Source organism: Roseobacter sp. MED193 (assembly GCF_000152965.1).
In the GTDB taxonomy this organism is placed as follows: Bacteria; Pseudomonadota; Alphaproteobacteria; order Rhodobacterales; family Rhodobacteraceae; genus Pseudophaeobacter.
Window position 1 is genome coordinate 899,844 of the sequence record NZ_CH902583.1, and the last position, 17,490, is coordinate 917,333.

Consider the following 17,490-nt stretch of genomic DNA (forward strand, 5'->3'; position numbering starts at 1 on the left):
TCGGTTTTGGGCTCTCACGCCTCCCCGGCTTGGTAGACCGTGCTGACCTCGGCGCGAATGATCCGGGCGATTTGCGCACAGTCTTCCAGGCTAAAGGTCAAGGGCACCCGCATATCCAGGATCCCCGCCAGAATGCGATCGCTTTTGGGCAGGCTTTGCGGCGCCACGTAGCGCCAACTGTCATAACGAGAGGTAAAGGCGACAGGTTCGGGTGGGCCAAACCATTTGAGCTCAACCCCGCGCAGACCGCATCTGCTGATGACGTCTTGCAGTTTCTGAGCACTCCAATCGAGGAGCAGAAACTGGATCGACGATCCAACGTAGGTCTCCGCCTCCGGACGCTCCACCACCGTCAGCCCTGGCGTTCCCCGCAGTCCAGACTCAATTTTTTGATACCGTTCGTTCCAACGCGCCACTTGCCGGCCAAGATCACGCAGCTGCGGACGCAGGATGGCCGCACGCAGGTTGTCCATACGGCCGGAAATATTGGGGGTCTCAAACTTTACTCGCTCAAAGAGCTCAGGCGGAGGCGCAGCCAGATGCCGCTCATAGAGCATATAGGATCCCGAGAGCATGATGGCCCGCGCCGCGATCTCCGCGTCATCCGTAATCAGCAGACCACCTTCGCCCGAATTCACATGTTTATAGGTCTGGCAGGAGTAACAGCCCACCGCCCCCATCCGCCCCGAGGCGACGCCGTTCCAGGCCGCCCCCATGGTATGGGCGCAATCCTCAATCACTATGATCCCAGCGTCGTCGCAGATCTTCATCAGGCGATCCATGTCGCACAGATGACCGCGCATGTGGCTCAGCATCAGCACCGAAGCCTGATCCGCCTTGGCTGCCAGATCCTCCAGATCAATGGTCAGTTCTTCGGTGACATCCACGAAGACCGGTGAGGCCCCAACAGCAGCAATGGATCCCGGCACTGGCGCCAGCGTAAAGGCATTGGTCAGCACCTTGTCGCCATGCTTCACCCCCACCGCGCGCAGCGCCGTGGCCATGGCATAGCCACCTGAAGCGACCGCTAGGCAATATTTCGCACCAAGTTGAGCCGCGAATTCCTGCTCCAGCAGGGCCGCCTCACCAAGCTCGCCCTCAACAACATTATAGCGGTGCAGACGCCCGTGACGCATGACATTCAAAGCGGCCTCGATAGCCGCCTCGGGAAGTGCTTCTTGCTGGGTGAAGCTGCCAGTGAATTTCTCGCTCATGACCTGTTTGTGAGCCGCCGCCCTGCAACGGTCAAGGGGGAAGACGCCGGATAAATGCCCCCGCTCAGTGGCGTTTTAGCCAATCAGGCGCCTGACCAGATCCGGAAGATCCTCATAACGCTCCAACAGGCCCTCAGGTTTGAGCGCAGCCATATCGCCTCCGGCAGGGCCAAAAGTGACCAGGACCGATGGCACCCCGGCATTGGCCGACGTATTGCGATCGGTATCACTGTCACCAATCAGAATCGTCTTGGCCGGATCGCCCCCGGCCCGGCGTGCCGCCTCAAACAACGGAGCGGGATCCGGTTTGCGCACTGGCAGCGTATCTGCCCCAACCAGCGCGGCAAAGGCATCCCGCACCCCCAAAGAACGCATCAACTGTTCTGCCAGGGCTTCGGGCTTATTGGTGCAAATCCCAACGCCGTACCCGGCTTCCTTCAGCGCCTCAACCGCCTCCATGGCGCCGGGGTAGAGAAAGGTGTGATGGTCAATCGCATCGCGATAGGCCTCAAGAAGGACGGGGTAATAGTCCTCTACCTTTTGGGCCTCATAGATCCCGGCACGCTTCAGACCTGCCGTCAGCATCATCTTGCCACCGCGCAGCGCCGTGGCCGCATCGCCGGGCTGGGTCAGCACATTACCAAGGCCCATTTGACGAAAACAGGCATTGGCCGCAGCCAATAGATCCCCGGATGTATCCGCCAATGTTCCATCCAGATCAAAGATTACTGTTCGCATATTGCCCCCGCTCGGCGTCTTTTCGCTGCCCTTTATTGCAAGCCGCAACCATCTTTGATGGCAGATTGGCTTGCACCCTTGCTGTTAGCGGATAGAACGGGGGCGGAAAAAGTCAAAGAGAAAACTGATAATGAGCACTGCCCTTGTCGTCCTTGCCGCAGGCAAAGGCACCCGAATGAACTCTGATCTCCCCAAGGTTTTGCACCCCATCGCCCAGGGGTCCATGCTGGAGCACGCCCTTATTGCAGGTCGCGCGCTGGACCCAGAGCGGGTCATTGTGGTGGCGGGCCATGAAGCCGATGCAGTACGCGCTGCCGTCGCCGAGATTGACGAGAGTGCCGAAGTGGTGCTGCAGATGGAACAACTGGGCACGGCCCATGCGGTGGATCAGGCTCGCGATGCGCTGCAAGGGTTCAAGGGCGATGTTGTCGTACTTTATGGCGACACCCCTTTTGTCAGTGCCGACACGCTGGAGCGAATGGTGGCCGCGCGCGGTTCTGCCGACCTGGTGGTGCTGGGCTTTCATGCTGAAGATCCCGCCCGCTATGGCCGATTGGTCATGCAGGGCGACAGCCTAGAACGCATTGTCGAATTCAAAGACGCCAGCGCGGCTGAGCGGAGCATTGATTTCTGCAACTCGGGCCTGATGGCCTGTGATGCGGGTCTGATGTTTGACCTCTTGACCAAAATCGGAAATGAGAACGCCTCTGGCGAGTATTACCTCACCGACCTGGTGGAACTTGCCCGCGCTGCGGACCATCGCGTGACAGCCATTGCCTGTGATGAAAGCGAAACCCTGGGGGTGAACTCGCGCGCCGATCTGGCCGCTGCGGATGCGGTGTTCCAAGCCAAGGCCCGGGCTGAACTGCTGGACCTGGGTGTCACCCTGATGGCTCCGGAGACGGTCTATCTCGCCTTTGACACTGTCATTGGCCGCGACACTGTCATTGAACCAAATGTGGTTTTTGGCCCCGGTGTCACCGTGGAGAGCGGTGTTTTGATCCGCGCCTTTTCCCATCTGGAAGGCTGCCATGTCAGCCGCGGTGCCAAAGTCGGCCCCTATGCGCGCCTGCGTCCCGGTGCCGAGCTGGCCGAAAACACCCATATCGGCAATTTTGTCGAAATCAAAAACGCTGAAATCGCCGAGGGCGCCAAGGTCAACCATCTGAGCTACATCGGCGATGCCTCTGTTGGCAAAGAAACCAACATTGGAGCAGGCACAATTACCTGTAACTATGACGGGGTAATGAAACACCGAACCAAGATTGGCGCCCGCGCCTTTATCGGCTCCAACACCCTGCTGGTAGCGCCTGTAACCCTGGGCCATGAAACCATGACCGCTTCTGGCACCGTGGTGACCAAGGATGTAGACCATGGCGACCTGGCCATTTCCCGCACCCGACAGGAAAACAAGACAGGCTACGCCGAGAAAATCATGGACATGCTGCGCGCCAAAAAGGCCCGCCTGACAAAAGGATCTGAATAATGTGTGGCATTGTAGGCGTCCTTGGCAAACATGAAGCGGCCCCAATCCTGGTCGAGGCTCTGAAACGGCTGGAATATCGCGGCTATGACAGCGCTGGAATTGCCACGGTGAACAACGGCAGCCTTGCGCGGCGGCGCGCCCTGGGCAAGCTGGTCAACCTTAGCGACCTTTTGGTGCATGAGCCCCTGCCTGGAAAATCCGGAATCGGTCACACCCGCTGGGCGACCCACGGGGTGCCATCCGTGGGCAATGCCCACCCCCATAAGGCAGGGTCCGTTGCGGTTGTACATAATGGCATCATCGAAAATTACCGCGACCTGCGGGCCGAACTGGCGGGCTGTGGCATTGAGTTTCAAACCGAAACCGATACTGAGACCGTCGCGCTGCTGACCCAACGCTATCTCAGCGAGGGCGCCACCCCGATTGAAGCTGCCGACAAAACACTCGACCAATTGGAAGGCGCTTTTGCGCTGGCCTTCTTGTTTGACGGTCAAGACGATCTGATGATCGCCGCCCGCAAGGGGTCTCCCTTGGCCGTTGGCCATGGCGATGGTGAGATGTTTGTGGGCAGCGATGCCATTGCTCTTGCGCCGCTCACGGATCGCATCACCTACCTGGAAGAGGGCGACCGCGTCTATCTGACCCGCAACAGCATAGAGATCCGCGACGCCCAGGGCGCGCTGGCCAACCGCGACATGAAGACCATCCAGATTGACGTCTCGCAGGTCGATAAGGCCGGGCATAAACACTATATGGCCAAAGAAATCGCCGAGCAGCCCACGGTGATTGCCGAGGCGATCCGCCACTATCTGCCCGTAGGAGAAGACGCCGTACATCTGCCTGGCGATGGAATTGACTTCTCACAGATCGAGCGGCTGACCATGGTGGCCTGCGGCACAGCATTTTATGCCTGCCTCACCGCAAAATACTGGTTCGAACAGATTGCTCGCCTCCCTGTCGAGGTCGATATCGCTTCGGAATTCCGCTATCGCGCCCCCCCAATTCCGGGCAAAACGGCGGCGCTGTTTGTATCTCAGTCCGGCGAAACCGCAGATACGCTGGCAGCCCTGCGTTACTGCGAGGGCAAGGCGGATAAGATCCTGTCGGTGGTCAATGTCCCCGAAAGCTCCATCGCGCGCGAAAGTGATCTGGCGCTGCCCATTCATGCAGGTGTTGAAATTGGCGTGGCCTCCACCAAGGCCTTTACCTGCCAGCTCAGCGTTTTGCTGATGTTGGCGCTCAAGGCCGCAACCGACCGCGGAGAAATCTCAGCAGAGGATCTGCAGGCGCATATCTCTGCCCTGCGTGGCCTCCCCAATGTTCTGGCGGCTGGATTGGAGCAAAACGACAAGATCCGCCAGGCGGCGCAAAAGCTGAGCGAAGCGCGGGACGTTTTGTTCCTGGGCCGTGGCCTGATGTTCCCGCTGGCGCTGGAAGGCGCGCTCAAGCTCAAGGAAATCAGCTACATCCATGCTGAGGCCTATGCCTCGGGTGAATTGAAACACGGGCCTATCGCTTTGATCGACAAGCAAATGCCGGTCGTGGTCATGGCCCCAAAAGATGGGCTTTTTGACAAATCCGTCTCCAATATGCAGGAGGTTATGGCGCGCAAGGGCAAGGTGCTGTTGATCTCTGATGAGGCGGGGCTTAAGGAGGGAGGCGACGGCACCTGGGAAACCATTCAGATGCCACAGGTTCACGAAAGCCTGACGCCCATCCTATATGCGCTGCCAGCTCAGATGCTGGCCTATCACACCGCCGTGGCCAAAGGCACCGATGTGGATCAGCCGCGCAATCTAGCCAAATCCGTTACGGTGGAGTGACCTGATGACCCTCGAAGATGCCCTGAACGAGTTGAACGCCGCTTTTGAGCCCGGTCGCGCCGAACAGATGGTAAGCTACCACAAGCAAAAGCGCATCGTCCTGGGCATTCCCAATACAGCAATCAATGACATCACCAAGGGCTGGCGCCAGTCGCTGACGGTGGAAGAGCGCGTCACCCTGGCGGATGAGCTGTGGAAAACAGATGTCTTTGAGGCCCGCATTGCCGCTGGCAAGCTGCTCACTCAGGCCCGGATTCAGGATGACGCGGCGGTCTGGGAGCTGTTGCAAAGCTGGCTGCCCGATTTTGACAGCTGGGCCATTGCGGATCACGCCTGCATGGCGATGCAAAAGCGACTGGTCGCTAATCCCACGCGCCTGGACGAGGTTGCGGTCTGGACCACCACTGATCATATGTGGACCCGGCGCGCAGCCCTGGTGGCCACGCTGCCCTGGGCCAAACTCAACAATCTCAAACCAGAGGATCGAGCCCGCCGTGACCAAATCCTAAGCTGGGCTGCGTCTTATGTGCCGGATCGGACCTGGTTTCTGCAAAAGGCCATCGCCTGGTGGATCCGCGATCTCAGCAAACATGACGCGACGGCCAGTCGCGACTTTTTGTTGGAACATGGCGCCGGGATGAAGCCCTTTGCCCGAAAAGAGGCCGCGAAATACCTGAAAGAGCCGATCGAGTACCCGGACCTGGCACCTCTGGCGCAAGAAACCGCGCAAGAGCCCGATGCAGAGACAAAAACCGCCGAGCCGCTCGTCGCATCCCAAGACGGTGCGCGCGAGATCCACTGAGCTTAGCCCGCTGGCAGCACTTCGACTTCAACCAGTTCGGTCAGCGGCGCGCCAAGGGCGCGCATGGCGCTGATCGACAACCGTCCACTGGAACTGTCACCAGATGCGGGTTTTAACGTCACGGTGATCACCTTGCCATTTGCACTGCGCAGCCGTGCTATATGGTCAGTTGTGACCAAGGAGGTCTCCATCCACAGCCCCGGGATCACCGGATCGCCCAAAGAGGCCACCGTTTGTGCCCGTCCCTGAAATCTGGGCACAGCGCCTCCGGCCCCCGCCCCGGCGCCCTGGCCAGCGCCCAGTTCACTGGAGTTGACGGCGGCAGGGTTCTGCACAGTTACCCCCTCTGGCTCGCTTTCCAATTCTGGAATAACTGAGAGCGGCGCGCCAGGATCACTTTGTGATGCCTGCACCGGCGCCGCGCCCCCCCCTCCCAGAATATCTGAGTTCCACTGCAAGCTATTGCAGCCACTTAAAATAACCAGGGGCGCCAAGGCGAAAATCATCTGTTTCATGGGGCAAGCCTAGCTCTGGCGCGCAGCTATTGCCAGTCCCAATACGCAGTCTGTCCTTGCCCTAAGCGAGTGTGCGCCTTAGCAATGATGCCATGAATGCTCCACTGATTGATCCCTTCGCCCGCGCCATCACCTATCTGCGCGTTTCGGTCACCGACAGGTGCGATTTCCGCTGCGTTTATTGCATGTCGGAAAACATGACCTTTCTGCCCAAAAAGGAGCTGCTCACCCTGGAAGAACTGGATGTGCTGTGTTCCAGCTTCATCAAGATGGGGGTGCAGAAACTGCGCATCACTGGCGGCGAACCTTTGGTACGCCGGGGGATCATGACCTTTTTTGAGAGCATGACTCGGCATCTGGACAGCGGCGCGCTGAAGGAGTTGACCCTCACCACCAATGGCTCGCAGCTGGAGAAATACGCCGATGCGCTTTATGCCGCCGGGGTGCGCCGGGTGAATATCTCGCTCGACACCCTGGACGAAGACAAATTTGCCCGCGTCACCCGCTGGGGCCGCCTGCCCCAGGTACTGCGCGGCATTGATGCGGCCCAAAAGGCCGGGCTGCGGGTCAAGATCAACGCAGTGGCGCTAAAAGACTTCAACGAGTCAGAGCTGCCCGCCATCACCCACTGGTGTGCGACACGCGACTTGGACCTCACCTGGATCGAAGTGATGCCCATGGGCGAAGACATCGGTGATGAGAACCGCATTGGCCAGTTCTGGTCGCTGAAAGACGTACGCGCTGAGTATGAAAACCACTATACGGTGACCGATCTTGCTGAACGCACAGGGGGGCCGGCGCGTTATGTGCGGCTGGAAGAGACCGGTCAGAAGATCGGCTTTATCACACCGCTCAGTCATAATTTCTGTGAAAGCTGCAACCGGGTGCGTGTGACCTGTACGGGCGAAATTTACACCTGCCTTGGTCAGGAAGGCTCTGCCGATTTGCGCGCGCCTTTGCGCGCAGAACAAGAAGGCTCAGAGATCTTGGAACAGGCAATCCGCGCCGCTATTGGTGACAAACCTAGAGGCCATGATTTTGACTACTCCCGGCAAGAAGTGGGCGGGACCATGTCGCGCCACATGAGCCACACCGGCGGTTAAGCGAAACGTGATGACCAAGCCTGAGCAAACAGCATCGCCCACGCTGCTGTTTTATAGCTATCGTGCCGTGACTGCGCTGCTGGCCCCCTTCGCCTATCGCAAGGTTGCTGCGAAACTCGCGGCCCATGGCATCAGCGAGGCGCGCCAACGCGAAAGGCTGGGTCACGCCAGTAAAGCCCGCCCGGAAATGTCCGCAAGCGCACCGTTGATCTGGTTTCATGGGGCCTCCGTTGGCGAAAGCCTGGCGGCAATCACCCTGATCAATCGACTGCACAGCCGCCTGCCCGCTGCCCGTTTTTTGTTGACCTCAGGCACCGCGACCTCTGCCGAGATGGCGGAAAACCGTTTGCCGGACTGCGCTGAACACCAGTTTGCCCCATTGGATACCGTCGGCGCCGTAAACCGCTTCCTGGATCATTGGCGCCCCGACGCAGGGATTTTTGTGGAAAGCGAGCTTTGGCCCGTAACCCTTGCCGCTGCCAAGGCCCGCGGCACCCGGCTGGCCCTGGTCAATGCGCGGCTCTCTGCCAAATCTGTCGCAGGCTGGCGCAAAAAACTGCCAACCGCGCGTTTCATCATGGGGCTTTTTGATCTTCTGCTGACCCAAAACCAATCCGTGGCCAAGGATCTGCTATCGCTGGGCGCTAATCCCGCGCGGGTGTTCCCCAGTGGTAACCTGAAGGCAGGTGCCGCCGCGCTGCCGCAAAAATCCGATGTTCTGGCCGAGATGCGCACTGCCCTTGCCGGGCGCCCTCTATGGATTGCCAGCTCTACCCATCGGGGCGAAGAAGAGACGATTTTGGACGCCCATAAGACCCTGTTGCGCGATCACCCAGATCTGTGTCTTTTACTGGTGCCGCGCCACCCGGAACGCGCAGAGGAAATCGGGGCCAAGATCACTCAGGCGGGCCTGACATATGTAAAACGGAGCTCAGCCTCCCCATTCCCCGAACAAACCCAGGTCTATCTGGCTGACACGCTGGGGGAGTTGGGCACCTGGTACGCGCTGTCACCGATTGTATTCCTCGGCGGTTCCCTGTTGCCCATCGGGGGACACAATCCATTTGAGGTTGCCCAGGCCGGGGCCGCCGTGCTCACCGGGCCGGGCTATAGCAACTTCCTCGAGACCTTCCCGCCGATGATCGCATCTGGCGGCGCAACCGAAGTGACAAACGCCCTCGATCTGGCGCGGGCGGTGGACCTTTGGCTGACCCAGCCCGACCAGCTGCAAAAGGCCCAAGGTGCAGCACGCAACTATGTGGCCGATCAATCTGGACAGTTGGACGTTGTGGTTGACCGCCTGATCAGCAGTCTGAGCTTGAATTCATCGGAAAGAGCATCATGACCGAGCTTTTTGTCACCAATTTCAACAAGAACTTCACCGGAGTTTCTGCCACGGCGGCAAATGTTCTGCGCCAACAACATGCGTTGCACTCAGTTGAACTGGTTGGTCGCCCCCTCCCCGGCTGCCCCCACCCGATCTCCCTGAAACAGGCCCGCCAACAGTCTGCACAGCCTCCCCGAGAATACCCCTTTTCAATCTGGCACGTGCGCCGCAACACCGAGATGCGCGCGGCCTTGTGGACACGGGATGTGCTACGCCTCCCCATCCGCATTGTCTTTACCTCCGCCGCGTTGCGCCGTCACTCTGCCCTGCCACGTTGGCTGATTTCACGCATGGATGCCGTGGTTGCCACCACTGAGGAAGCGGCGACATTCGTACCGCATGTGCGTGCCGTGGTTCCCCATGGCGTCGATACAGATAACTTCACCCCCGCTTTGGACCGTCGCGCCGCCTGGAAGGCGCTTGGCCATGGCGGAGAGATGGGGATTGCCAGCATTGGCCGGATCCGCCCGGAAAAAGGTACCGACCTTTTTGTTGAGGCTATGCTGCACCTGTTGCCGCAGCTTCCCGGTGCCAAGGCTCTGGTGCTGGGGCGGGCCACGCGCGAGCATCAGGGGTTCCTCAAAGGGCTACAGGAGCGCATTCGGGCTGCAGGCCTGTCCGAGCGCATTCTGTTTCCCGGCGAGATCCCTGCTGCTGAACTGCCGCAAACCATGCGCGCCTTGTCCCTCGTGATGCAATTGCCCCGCTACGAGGGCTACGGCATGGTACCCCTAGAAGCGATGGCCAGCGCTGTCCCCTTTGTCGGCTCTGAAGCGGGCTATTATCGCGCCTTTAGCGCGCAGGGCAGTGCTGGGCACATTGTGCCGCAACAAGCTCCGGCGGAGGCGGCTGCGGCCGCCCTGGCACTGCTGTGCGACCCGGATCAGCATCAGACCATGAGTCGGACGGCCCATGACATCGCCCTCAACAGCTTTAGCGTCACGCGCGAAGCGCAGGGGATTGAGGCGGTGTATCAGGAACTTTGGGCCAAAGGCTAAAACTTGGCGAAGGGCGTCCTGCCCCACCGGGCATAAAAAAGCCCGGCAAGTGCCGGGCTTTTTCTTTTTTGGTCGGAATGCCGTCTTTTTAGGCTGCAGGCATACGTTGCTCGACGATACCGGCCCACCAGCTGCAGCCAGCCGGGATGGCTTCGTCGTTGAAGTTGTATTCCGGGTGATGCACATCGGCACTGTCGCCATTGCCCACCAGGATATATGCGCCGGGGCGTTCTTCCAGCATGAAGGCAAAGTCCTCTCCACCCATGACCAGGGGCGCTTCTTCGCAATTTCCAGAGATGTCTGTCGCAACCTTTGCCGCGAAGTCTGTCTGTTCTTCGTGGTTGACCATAACGGGATAGCCGCGATGGTAGGTTACCTCAGCCGTGCCGCCAAAGGTCGCGGCGACGCCCGCGCAGATCTCGTTGATCCGCTTTTCGGCCAGATTGCGCATCTCCGCAGACATGGTCCGCACGGTGCCTTTGATCTGCACGCGCTGCGGGATCACGTTGAACGCCTTGGACGAGGTTTCAAACGAGGTCACCGAAACCACCACGCGATCCACTGGGTCAGCGTTGCGCGATGCGATGGTTTGCAGCGCCAAAACGGCCTGAGCAGACATCACGGTGGTGTCGATGGTCTCTTGCGGCTTGGCCGCGTGCCCCCCGCGCCCTTCGAAGGTTATGTCGAACTGGTCGGTCGCCGCAAAGAAGGCGCCGGGACGGATGGCAAAACTGCCAACCGGTTTACCCGGCCAGTTGTGCATGCCGTAGACTTCCTGGATGTTCCAGCGCTCCATCATGCCATCATCGCACATTTCCTTGCCGCCGCCGCCGCCTTCTTCGGCGGGCTGGAAGATCACCACGACGGTGCCATCAAAGTTGCGGGTCTCAGACAGGTACTTGGCCGCACCCAAGAGCATCGCAGTGTGGCCATCATGGCCACAGGCGTGCATGGCATTTGCTGTCTTGGAAGCATACTCCAGCCCGGTCTGCTCGTGGATCGGCAGTGCATCCATGTCGGCGCGCAGCCCAATGACCTTGCCCGCGCTGTCGCTCTTGCCCTTGATCACGCCCACAACACCGGTGCGACCAATGCCGGTGACGATCTCGTCACAGCCAAATTCCTTTAGCTTTTCCGCCACCAGTGCCGAGGTGCGGTGCGTCTCAAACAGAATCTCAGGGTTTTCATGAATGTCGCGGCGCCATTCGGTGATTTCATTTTGCAATTCGGCAAAGCGATTCTTGACCGGCATGGAAACTCTCCTTGGTATAATTTCCCGGTAATCTTCCGGGATGTTTGCATATTCTTGCAGATCCCCAGCCAGATCAGGCCACAGGCATCCGTTGTTCGATCATCTCGGCAAACCAGCTGATCCCCGTTGGAATGGCCGCATCGTTGAAATCATATTCAGGGTGGTGAAGACCTGCCGATGGGCCATTGCCCAGCTGGATCATTGCCCCAGGGCGCTCTTGCAGCATAAAGGAGAAGTCTTCGCCCCCCATGGACAGGTTCGCCTCCTGGCAGGCCCCAACACCAGAGACCGTCTCTGCGGCCAACTGGGCAAAATCTGCCGCAGAATCGTCGTTAATTGTCACCGGCACTCCAAGATGGAAGGCCAGATCTGCCGTACCGCCGAAGGTTTGGGCAATACCATCGGCGATGGCCTGGATCCGTTCAGGGATGAGCTTGCGCGCTTCTGGGGAGTGGGTGCGCACGGTGCCGCGCACCTCGGCACGATCCGGGATCACGTTAAAGGCCTTTGAGGAGGTCTCGGCCGAGGTGACGGACAGAACTCCCTGCAAAACCGGGTCAACATTGCGCGACAGAACAGTCTGCAAGGCGCAGATAATATGGGACATCATGACCGTCGTATCGACAGTTTCCTGCGGCTTTGCCGCGTGGCCCCCGCGCCCCTGCAAGACCAAAGTAAACTCATCCACTGAGGCTAAGATCGGACCAGCACGGACGGTGAATTTACCCAATTCAATCCCCGGGGCGTTGTGAATTGCATAGACCTCATCGATGCCAAAACGCTCCATCAAGCCATCTTTGCACATGGCCTCGGCACCATTGCCGCCCTCTTCGGCAGGCTGGAAAATCACCACGGCCGTGCCATCAAAATTGCGGGTCTCAGCCAGGTATTTGGCCGCCCCCAAGAGCATTGCCGTATGCCCGTCATGACCGCAGGCATGCATGGCCCCATCGGTTTTAGAGGCATGGGGCAGCCCCGTCTGTTCTTGCATCGGCAATGCGTCCATGTCAGCGCGCAGCCCAATGGCGCGCCCCAATGTATCACTGCGCCCCCGGATCACCGCAACAACGCCGGTGCGGCCAATGCCAGTCACCACCTCATCGCAGCCAAAGCTCTTCAGCTTTTCGGCCACCAAAGCTGAGGTCCGGTGAGTCTCATACAGGATTTCCGGGTTTTCGTGGATGTCACGGCGCCAACCGGCCACCTCGTCGTGCAGATCAGCTATTCGGTTCTTGACTGGCATCGCGCGTGTCCTTCTTGCAAATTTAGGCGGCTGGCATTCGTCGTTCAACGAGTTCGGCAAACCAGCTGCAGCCCAGCGGAATCGCTTCATCATCAAAGATGTAAGCCGGGTGGTGACACATTGGCGTGTCACCATTTCCGAGGAAAATATAGGCGCCCGGGCGCTCTTCCAGCATGTAGGCGAAATCTTCTGATGGCATGATTGGCGGCGTATCCTCATCCACCGCAGCGCCGACTGCACGAGCGGCCTCGATGGCAAAACCGGTCTCTGCATCGGTGTTGATTGTCACCGGATACCCTGGTGACCAGGTCACCTCGGCGACGGCACCAAAGGCCTCAGCCGTGCTGGTGGCAACACGGCGCACCCACTCTTCGGCCTGGGTGCGATATTCGGTGTCCAAAGTGCGCACTGTCCCCTGCAATTTGGCGGTATGTGCGATAACATTTGAAGCGGTACTATCTGTTTCAAAGGTACCAACGGTCAAGACCACGCGTTTCACCGGGTCGACGTTACGCGACACGATGGCGTTCAGCGAGACCACGATCTGCGAGGCCACAAGGGTGGTATCGATGGAATCATGGGGGGCAGCCGCATGGCCACCCTTGCCAGTGACCAAAATCTCAAACTCATCCGAAGAGGCCAAAAGGGCACCTGGGCGAATGCCAAATTCACCCACAGGCATGCCCGGCGTATTGTGCAGCCCGTAGACTTCCTGAATACCCCAGCGCTCCATCAACCCGTCGTCGCACATGGCCTTGGCCCCTGCACCGCCCTCCTCGGCGGGCTGGAAGATCAAGACGACCTTGCCATCAAAATTACGGGTCTCTGCCAGGTATTTTGCCGCCCCCAGCAGCATAGCCGTATGGCCATCATGGCCGCAGGCATGCATCACACCGGGCGTTTTCGAGGCATAGTCCACCCCTGACGCCTCATGAATGGGCAGCGCATCCATATCGGCACGCAGGCCAATGACCCGCCCCGAGGTATTGGTCTTGCCCTCAATCACCGCAACAACGCCGGTCTTACCTATGCCGGGGATCACATCCGTGACGCCAAAGCCCTTCAGCTGTTCCTGTACAAAGGCTGCGGTCTTATGCACCTCATACATCAGTTCAGGGTTTTCATGCAGATGGCGCCGCCATCCGGTGATCTCTTGCTGCAGGTCAGCGAAACGGTTTTTGATAGGCAAAGGTGCAACTCCTCTCAATTGAGATGATTGTTACGAGAATTAAAATCTCTTGTCTATGTCTCTTGCAAGTCCGGGCCATGAGCGGTGAGAAAGGTCACAAGACTTTCCTGCAAGACGGAAATATCGGCGTGGCTCAAACCGCCGGTCACCTCACTGCGCAGATCTTCGAGACGTTTTTTCGCGGCGATCGTATAGGCCAGACCAGGATCCGTCAGGGTCAAGCGGACCGTGCGCCGGTCATCATCGCAACGCTCACGCAGAACCAAACCCTGGTCCTCCAGTTTATCCACGTAGCGCCCCAAAGTGGCGTCATTGATCGCAAGAATCGCACCATAGACGCTTTGGACCAAGCCCGGCTTGCGGTGGACCATCCCCAAGACGCTGAGGTGACCTGCCGATAGGCCTGATTCCTTGCCAATGGCCTCAACATGCTGCGCGATCATCCGACCCGCAATCTGAGTTAGAACAGAAAAATCAATATCTTCGTAGATGCCTTTGGGAAGGTCGTGCTCTCGTTTTTCCATAATCACCTTTCACAGGGGGCCGCTACGGAAAAGTCTGCAGCCGCGCAACGAGTTGCTTCATAAAGTCATGGCCTGCGTTGAACTGAGCCACCGAGATAAATTCATTCGGTTGATGCGCCTGGGCAATATCCCCCGGCCCACAGATCACTGCGGAATAGCCTGCGGCCTGAAACTGCCCGGCCTCAGTGCCGTAGCTGACCACATGGGTGCCGTTGTCCCCTGTGAGGCTGCGCACCAGTGCCTCAGCCTCGCCAGCCTCTTCCGGCACCAAGGGCGGCACGTCAAATCCTTTGATGATGTCGATGTGGGCCTCTGGGTGAATGGCCTGCATCTCAGCCTCAACCTTTTGGACCTCGGCGCGGTAGGCCGCTTCCCAGTCGCTGGCCTGCTCACCGGGAACCACCCGGAAATCCATCATGAAATTGCAGTCTTTTGCTGTGATGTTATGAGCCGTGCCCCCCGATATCATGCCCACATGGCAGGTGGTAAAGGGGGGATTGAACAGGGACTGCATCGCCCCGGGCTCCTTCGCCATATTTTCCGCATTGCGCTGGTTGGCCCAGTCAATCAGTCGGGCCCCCTGCATAATGGCGCTGACTCCGGTGTGCATCAGCGAGCTGTGCACCTCGAAGCCAACCATATGGGTGCGATAGCCTGTGCCCCCTTTATGGCCGGTGACCGCCTGCATCATCGACGGCTCACCAACGATCACGGCGGACCCTTTGGGCAACAGCGGCTGCATGGCCTCAATCATCGGAGGTGCGCCGGTGCAACCAATCTCCTCGTCGAAACTAAGCGCCAATTGCAACGGTCGCGTCACCCCGCGGTGATGCGCCTCCACCAAGGCCCAGATCGCCAGGGCGTCAAAGCCCTTCATATCGCAGGTGCCCCGGCCAAAATATTTGCCGTCACGTTCGACCACGCTAAAGGGGTCGCTCTCCCAAGGCTGGCCATCGATGGGGACCACATCGGTGTGCCCTGACAGCACAACAGCACCTTCGACCTCTGGCCCCACATGGGCGAAAACGGCGGCCTTATGGGGCTGATCAGGATCTACCCAGCGGTGCGAAGCAATGCCCTGCTCGGTCAGGTAGTCTTGCACCCAATCGACCAGTGGCAAATTGCTATCGCGGCTAACGGTGGGAAAGCTCACCAGTTTCTGCATGAGCTCCAGCGGGGTCAGAACCGAAGCCACGCGATCAATAGCCACTGTCGGTGGTCAGAACAAAGTGCCCAGGCTCCACCTCCAGATACTGCGAGGGTTCCGGGCGGTAATCCAGACCATGAATAGGCGATGGAATCGGCTTGAAGTTCAGGTCTTTTTCGCTCTTGCGGCGCCGTGGGTCGGCAATAGGAACCGCCTTCATCAATGCCTGGGTATAGGCATGCTGCGGGTTTTCAAAAACCCGCGCCCGCGGGCCCAACTCGACAATACGACCCAGATACATCACCCCAACCTGGTGGCTCACCCGCTCTACCACAGCCATATCGTGGCTGATGAACAGGAAAGAAAGTCCAAGGTCTGCCTGCAATTCCATCATCAAGTTCAAAACTTGGGCTTGAACAGAAACGTCCAGCGCCGAAACGGCCTCATCTGCGACGATCAATTTGGGGTTCAGCGCCAGGGCACGAGCAATTGCGATTCGCTGACGCTGGCCGCCGGACATCTCATGGGGGTAGCGACGCATGAAACTGCGGGGCAACTGGACCCGGTCAAACAGATTCGCGACCCGGTCCTGCAACTCAGAGCCAGAGGCGAGACCATAGTTACGCAGCGGTTCCGCCACCTGATCCAACAGCTGCATCTGCGGGTTTAGAGAGGCAAACGGATCCTGAAAAATCATCTGCATATCCAGGCGGGCCTTGTGCAGGTCTCGCTGGTTCAGCCCAATAACATCGCGCCCTTCAAACTCGACCTTGCCGGACAACGGCTCAACCAACCGCAGGATGGACCGGCCAGCGGTGGATTTCCCGCAGCCTGATTCCCCCACCAGCGACAGTGTCTGCCCTTTGAAGACCTTAAAGGAGACATCTTCAACCGCGTGCACATTGGCCACGGTGCGGCGCAGCATGCCACCTTTGACAGGGAACCGCGTGGTCAGGTTCTCCACATTCAACAAAACCTCATCGGAGCCGATGATCGGCTCGATGTTTTGGTCCTCAACCCCCATCAGTTTCATCGGCTCTGGGTAGGCCTTGCCCTGCATCTCACCCAGTTTTGGAACTGCAGCCAGCAGGGCCTTGGTGTAGTCATGCTGAGGGTTTTCAAAGATCTCCTCAACGGTGCCCTCTTCGACCTTATTGCCGCGGAACATCACCACAACCCGGTCCGCCATCTGCGCCACCACGGCCATGTCATGGGTGATAAACATCACCGCAGTACCGGTTTCGCGTTTCAACCGATCCATCAACGCCAGAATCTCGGCCTGAATGGTCACATCCAGGGCAGTTGTGGGCTCATCCGCGATCAACAGGCGCGGCTCGCAGGCCATCGCCATGGCGATCACAACCCGCTGTCGCATGCCACCAGAGAGCTCATGCGGGTATTGTTGCAAACGCCGTTCGGGTTCTGGAATACGAACTTCACGCAGCAGCTCAAGCGCCCGCGCTTCGGCCTGCGTCTTGTTCATATCCTTATGCACCCGCAGCCCCTCGGTGAGCTGACGACCGACAGTGAACACAGGGTTCAGTGCGGTCATAGGTTCCTGAAAGATCATACCAATCTCGTTGCCACGGATGTCTTTCATCACCTCGCCTGGGGCCTTAGCAAGATCCATCACACCACCATCGCGGCGGTCAAACATCAGCTCGCCAGCGGCGATCTCGCCACCACCAAATTCCACCAAACGCATCAGCGACAGTGACGAAACTGATTTGCCCGACCCCGACTCACCAACGACACAGACGGTTTCACCTGGGTTTACATCAAAGGAAACCTTCTCAACGCCGACGACTGGGCCCGCTTTGGTCTGGAACTCGACACGAAGGCCTTTAATTTGTGCAATAGGTTGATCAAGCACCCAACCGTCCCCTTTTAGTTTTGTTATATTGATATGCCCGTGTGTCGGACTTGCCTGCGATGTAAGACAATCTTGGGCAAGAGGTCAAATCCAGCGTGTAGAATTCCCGAATGGAAAGCCATGCAAGAAAAATCCCCGCGTAAGGCTTGCAATTTTTCCAAACTCTGTTTCGATACAGCCAGTATCTGCCATCGGG

The 17,490-nt window shown here is 58.8% G+C and carries 15 protein-coding genes; 6 read left to right on the forward strand and 9 right to left on the reverse strand.

What is annotated here, in order from left to right; genetic code table 11:
• Nucleotides 1-14 precede the first annotated feature (14 nt).
• Nucleotides 15-1,214 (reverse strand): DegT/DnrJ/EryC1/StrS aminotransferase family protein, encoded by a 1,200-nt coding sequence (locus tag MED193_RS06820; RefSeq protein WP_009808945.1) that lies wholly within the window; start codon nucleotides 1,212-1,214, stop codon nucleotides 15-17.
• 75 nt (nucleotides 1,215-1,289) lie between these two features.
• Complete coding sequence (locus MED193_RS06825; RefSeq protein ID WP_009808946.1) at nucleotides 1,290-1,952, reverse strand: HAD-IA family hydrolase; 663 nt, start codon at nucleotides 1,950-1,952, stop codon at nucleotides 1,290-1,292.
• A gap of 130 nt (nucleotides 1,953-2,082) precedes the next feature.
• On the opposite strand from MED193_RS06825, the gene glmU reads away from it, so the two are divergent.
• Genes glmU through MED193_RS06840 form a run of 3 tightly spaced genes read left to right on the forward strand, consistent with a single transcriptional unit; the run spans nucleotide 2,083 to nucleotide 6,063 of the window.
• Nucleotides 2,083-3,438, forward strand: coding sequence for a bifunctional UDP-N-acetylglucosamine diphosphorylase/glucosamine-1-phosphate N-acetyltransferase GlmU (gene glmU / locus MED193_RS06830; protein ID WP_009808947.1), 1,356 nt, complete (start codon nucleotides 2,083-2,085; stop codon nucleotides 3,436-3,438).
• Entirely contained in the window at nucleotides 3,438-5,261 is a 1,824-nt protein-coding gene (glmS, locus tag MED193_RS06835) for a glutamine--fructose-6-phosphate transaminase (isomerizing) (RefSeq protein WP_009808948.1), read from the forward strand. Before glmU ends, glmS begins: the two co-directional genes overlap by 1 nt.
• A gap of 4 nt (nucleotides 5,262-5,265) precedes the next feature.
• Nucleotides 5,266-6,063, forward strand: coding sequence for a DNA alkylation repair protein (locus MED193_RS06840; protein WP_009808949.1), 798 nt, complete (start codon nucleotides 5,266-5,268; stop codon nucleotides 6,061-6,063).
• Nucleotides 6,064-6,065: 2 nt separating this feature from the next.
• On the opposite strand, the gene MED193_RS06845 is transcribed toward MED193_RS06840, so the two are convergent.
• Nucleotides 6,066-6,578 carry a hypothetical protein gene (locus MED193_RS06845; protein ID WP_009808950.1) on the reverse strand — a complete coding sequence of 171 codons (513 nt, stop codon included), beginning with the start codon at nucleotides 6,576-6,578 and terminating at the stop codon, nucleotides 6,066-6,068.
• Nucleotides 6,579-6,670: 92 nt separating this feature from the next.
• Between MED193_RS06845 and moaA the strand changes: the two genes are divergently transcribed.
• The 3 genes from moaA to MED193_RS06860 are packed head-to-tail and all read left to right on the forward strand — an operon-like array spanning nucleotide 6,671 to nucleotide 10,066.
• Nucleotides 6,671-7,681 (forward strand): GTP 3',8-cyclase MoaA, encoded by a 1,011-nt coding sequence (gene moaA / locus MED193_RS06850; RefSeq protein WP_009808951.1) that lies wholly within the window; start codon nucleotides 6,671-6,673, stop codon nucleotides 7,679-7,681.
• A 10-nt stretch (nucleotides 7,682-7,691) separates the two neighbouring features.
• Nucleotides 7,692-9,026: a 3-deoxy-D-manno-octulosonic acid transferase gene (locus tag MED193_RS06855; protein ID WP_009808952.1), complete on the forward strand. Its 1,335-nt coding sequence runs from the start codon at nucleotides 7,692-7,694 to the stop codon at nucleotides 9,024-9,026.
• Nucleotides 9,023-10,066, forward strand: coding sequence for a glycosyltransferase family 4 protein (locus tag MED193_RS06860; RefSeq protein WP_009808953.1), 1,044 nt, complete (start codon nucleotides 9,023-9,025; stop codon nucleotides 10,064-10,066). The genes MED193_RS06855 and MED193_RS06860 overlap by 4 nt, the downstream gene beginning before the upstream one ends.
• An 88-nt stretch (nucleotides 10,067-10,154) precedes the next feature.
• Here MED193_RS06860 and MED193_RS06865 read toward each other — a convergent pair whose 3' ends face one another.
• The 6 genes from MED193_RS06865 to MED193_RS06890 form a co-directional block, all read right to left on the reverse strand.
• Nucleotides 10,155-11,318 carry a M20 aminoacylase family protein gene (locus MED193_RS06865; RefSeq protein WP_009808954.1) on the reverse strand — a complete coding sequence of 388 codons (1,164 nt, stop codon included), beginning with the start codon at nucleotides 11,316-11,318 and terminating at the stop codon, nucleotides 10,155-10,157.
• A gap of 73 nt (nucleotides 11,319-11,391) precedes the next feature.
• On the reverse strand, nucleotides 11,392-12,561 hold the full coding sequence (locus MED193_RS06870; protein ID WP_009808955.1) for a M20 aminoacylase family protein: 1,170 nt from the start codon (nucleotides 12,559-12,561) through the stop codon (nucleotides 11,392-11,394).
• 22 nt (nucleotides 12,562-12,583) lie between these two features.
• Nucleotides 12,584-13,750, reverse strand: a complete 1,167-nt coding sequence (locus MED193_RS06875; protein WP_009808956.1) for a M20 aminoacylase family protein — start codon at nucleotides 13,748-13,750, stop codon at nucleotides 12,584-12,586.
• Nucleotides 13,751-13,803: 53 nt separating this feature from the next.
• Nucleotides 13,804-14,274 carry a MarR family winged helix-turn-helix transcriptional regulator gene (locus MED193_RS06880; protein ID WP_009808957.1) on the reverse strand — a complete coding sequence of 157 codons (471 nt, stop codon included), beginning with the start codon at nucleotides 14,272-14,274 and terminating at the stop codon, nucleotides 13,804-13,806.
• Between the two features lie 22 nt (nucleotides 14,275-14,296).
• Entirely contained in the window at nucleotides 14,297-15,469 is a 1,173-nt protein-coding gene (gene argE / locus MED193_RS06885) for an acetylornithine deacetylase (protein ID WP_039966736.1), read from the reverse strand.
• A 4-nt stretch (nucleotides 15,470-15,473) separates the two neighbouring features.
• A complete protein-coding gene (locus MED193_RS06890; protein ID WP_009808959.1) occupies nucleotides 15,474-17,294 on the reverse strand; it encodes an ABC transporter ATP-binding protein in 1,821 nt (606 codons plus the stop codon).
• Nucleotides 17,295-17,490 lie beyond the last annotated feature (196 nt).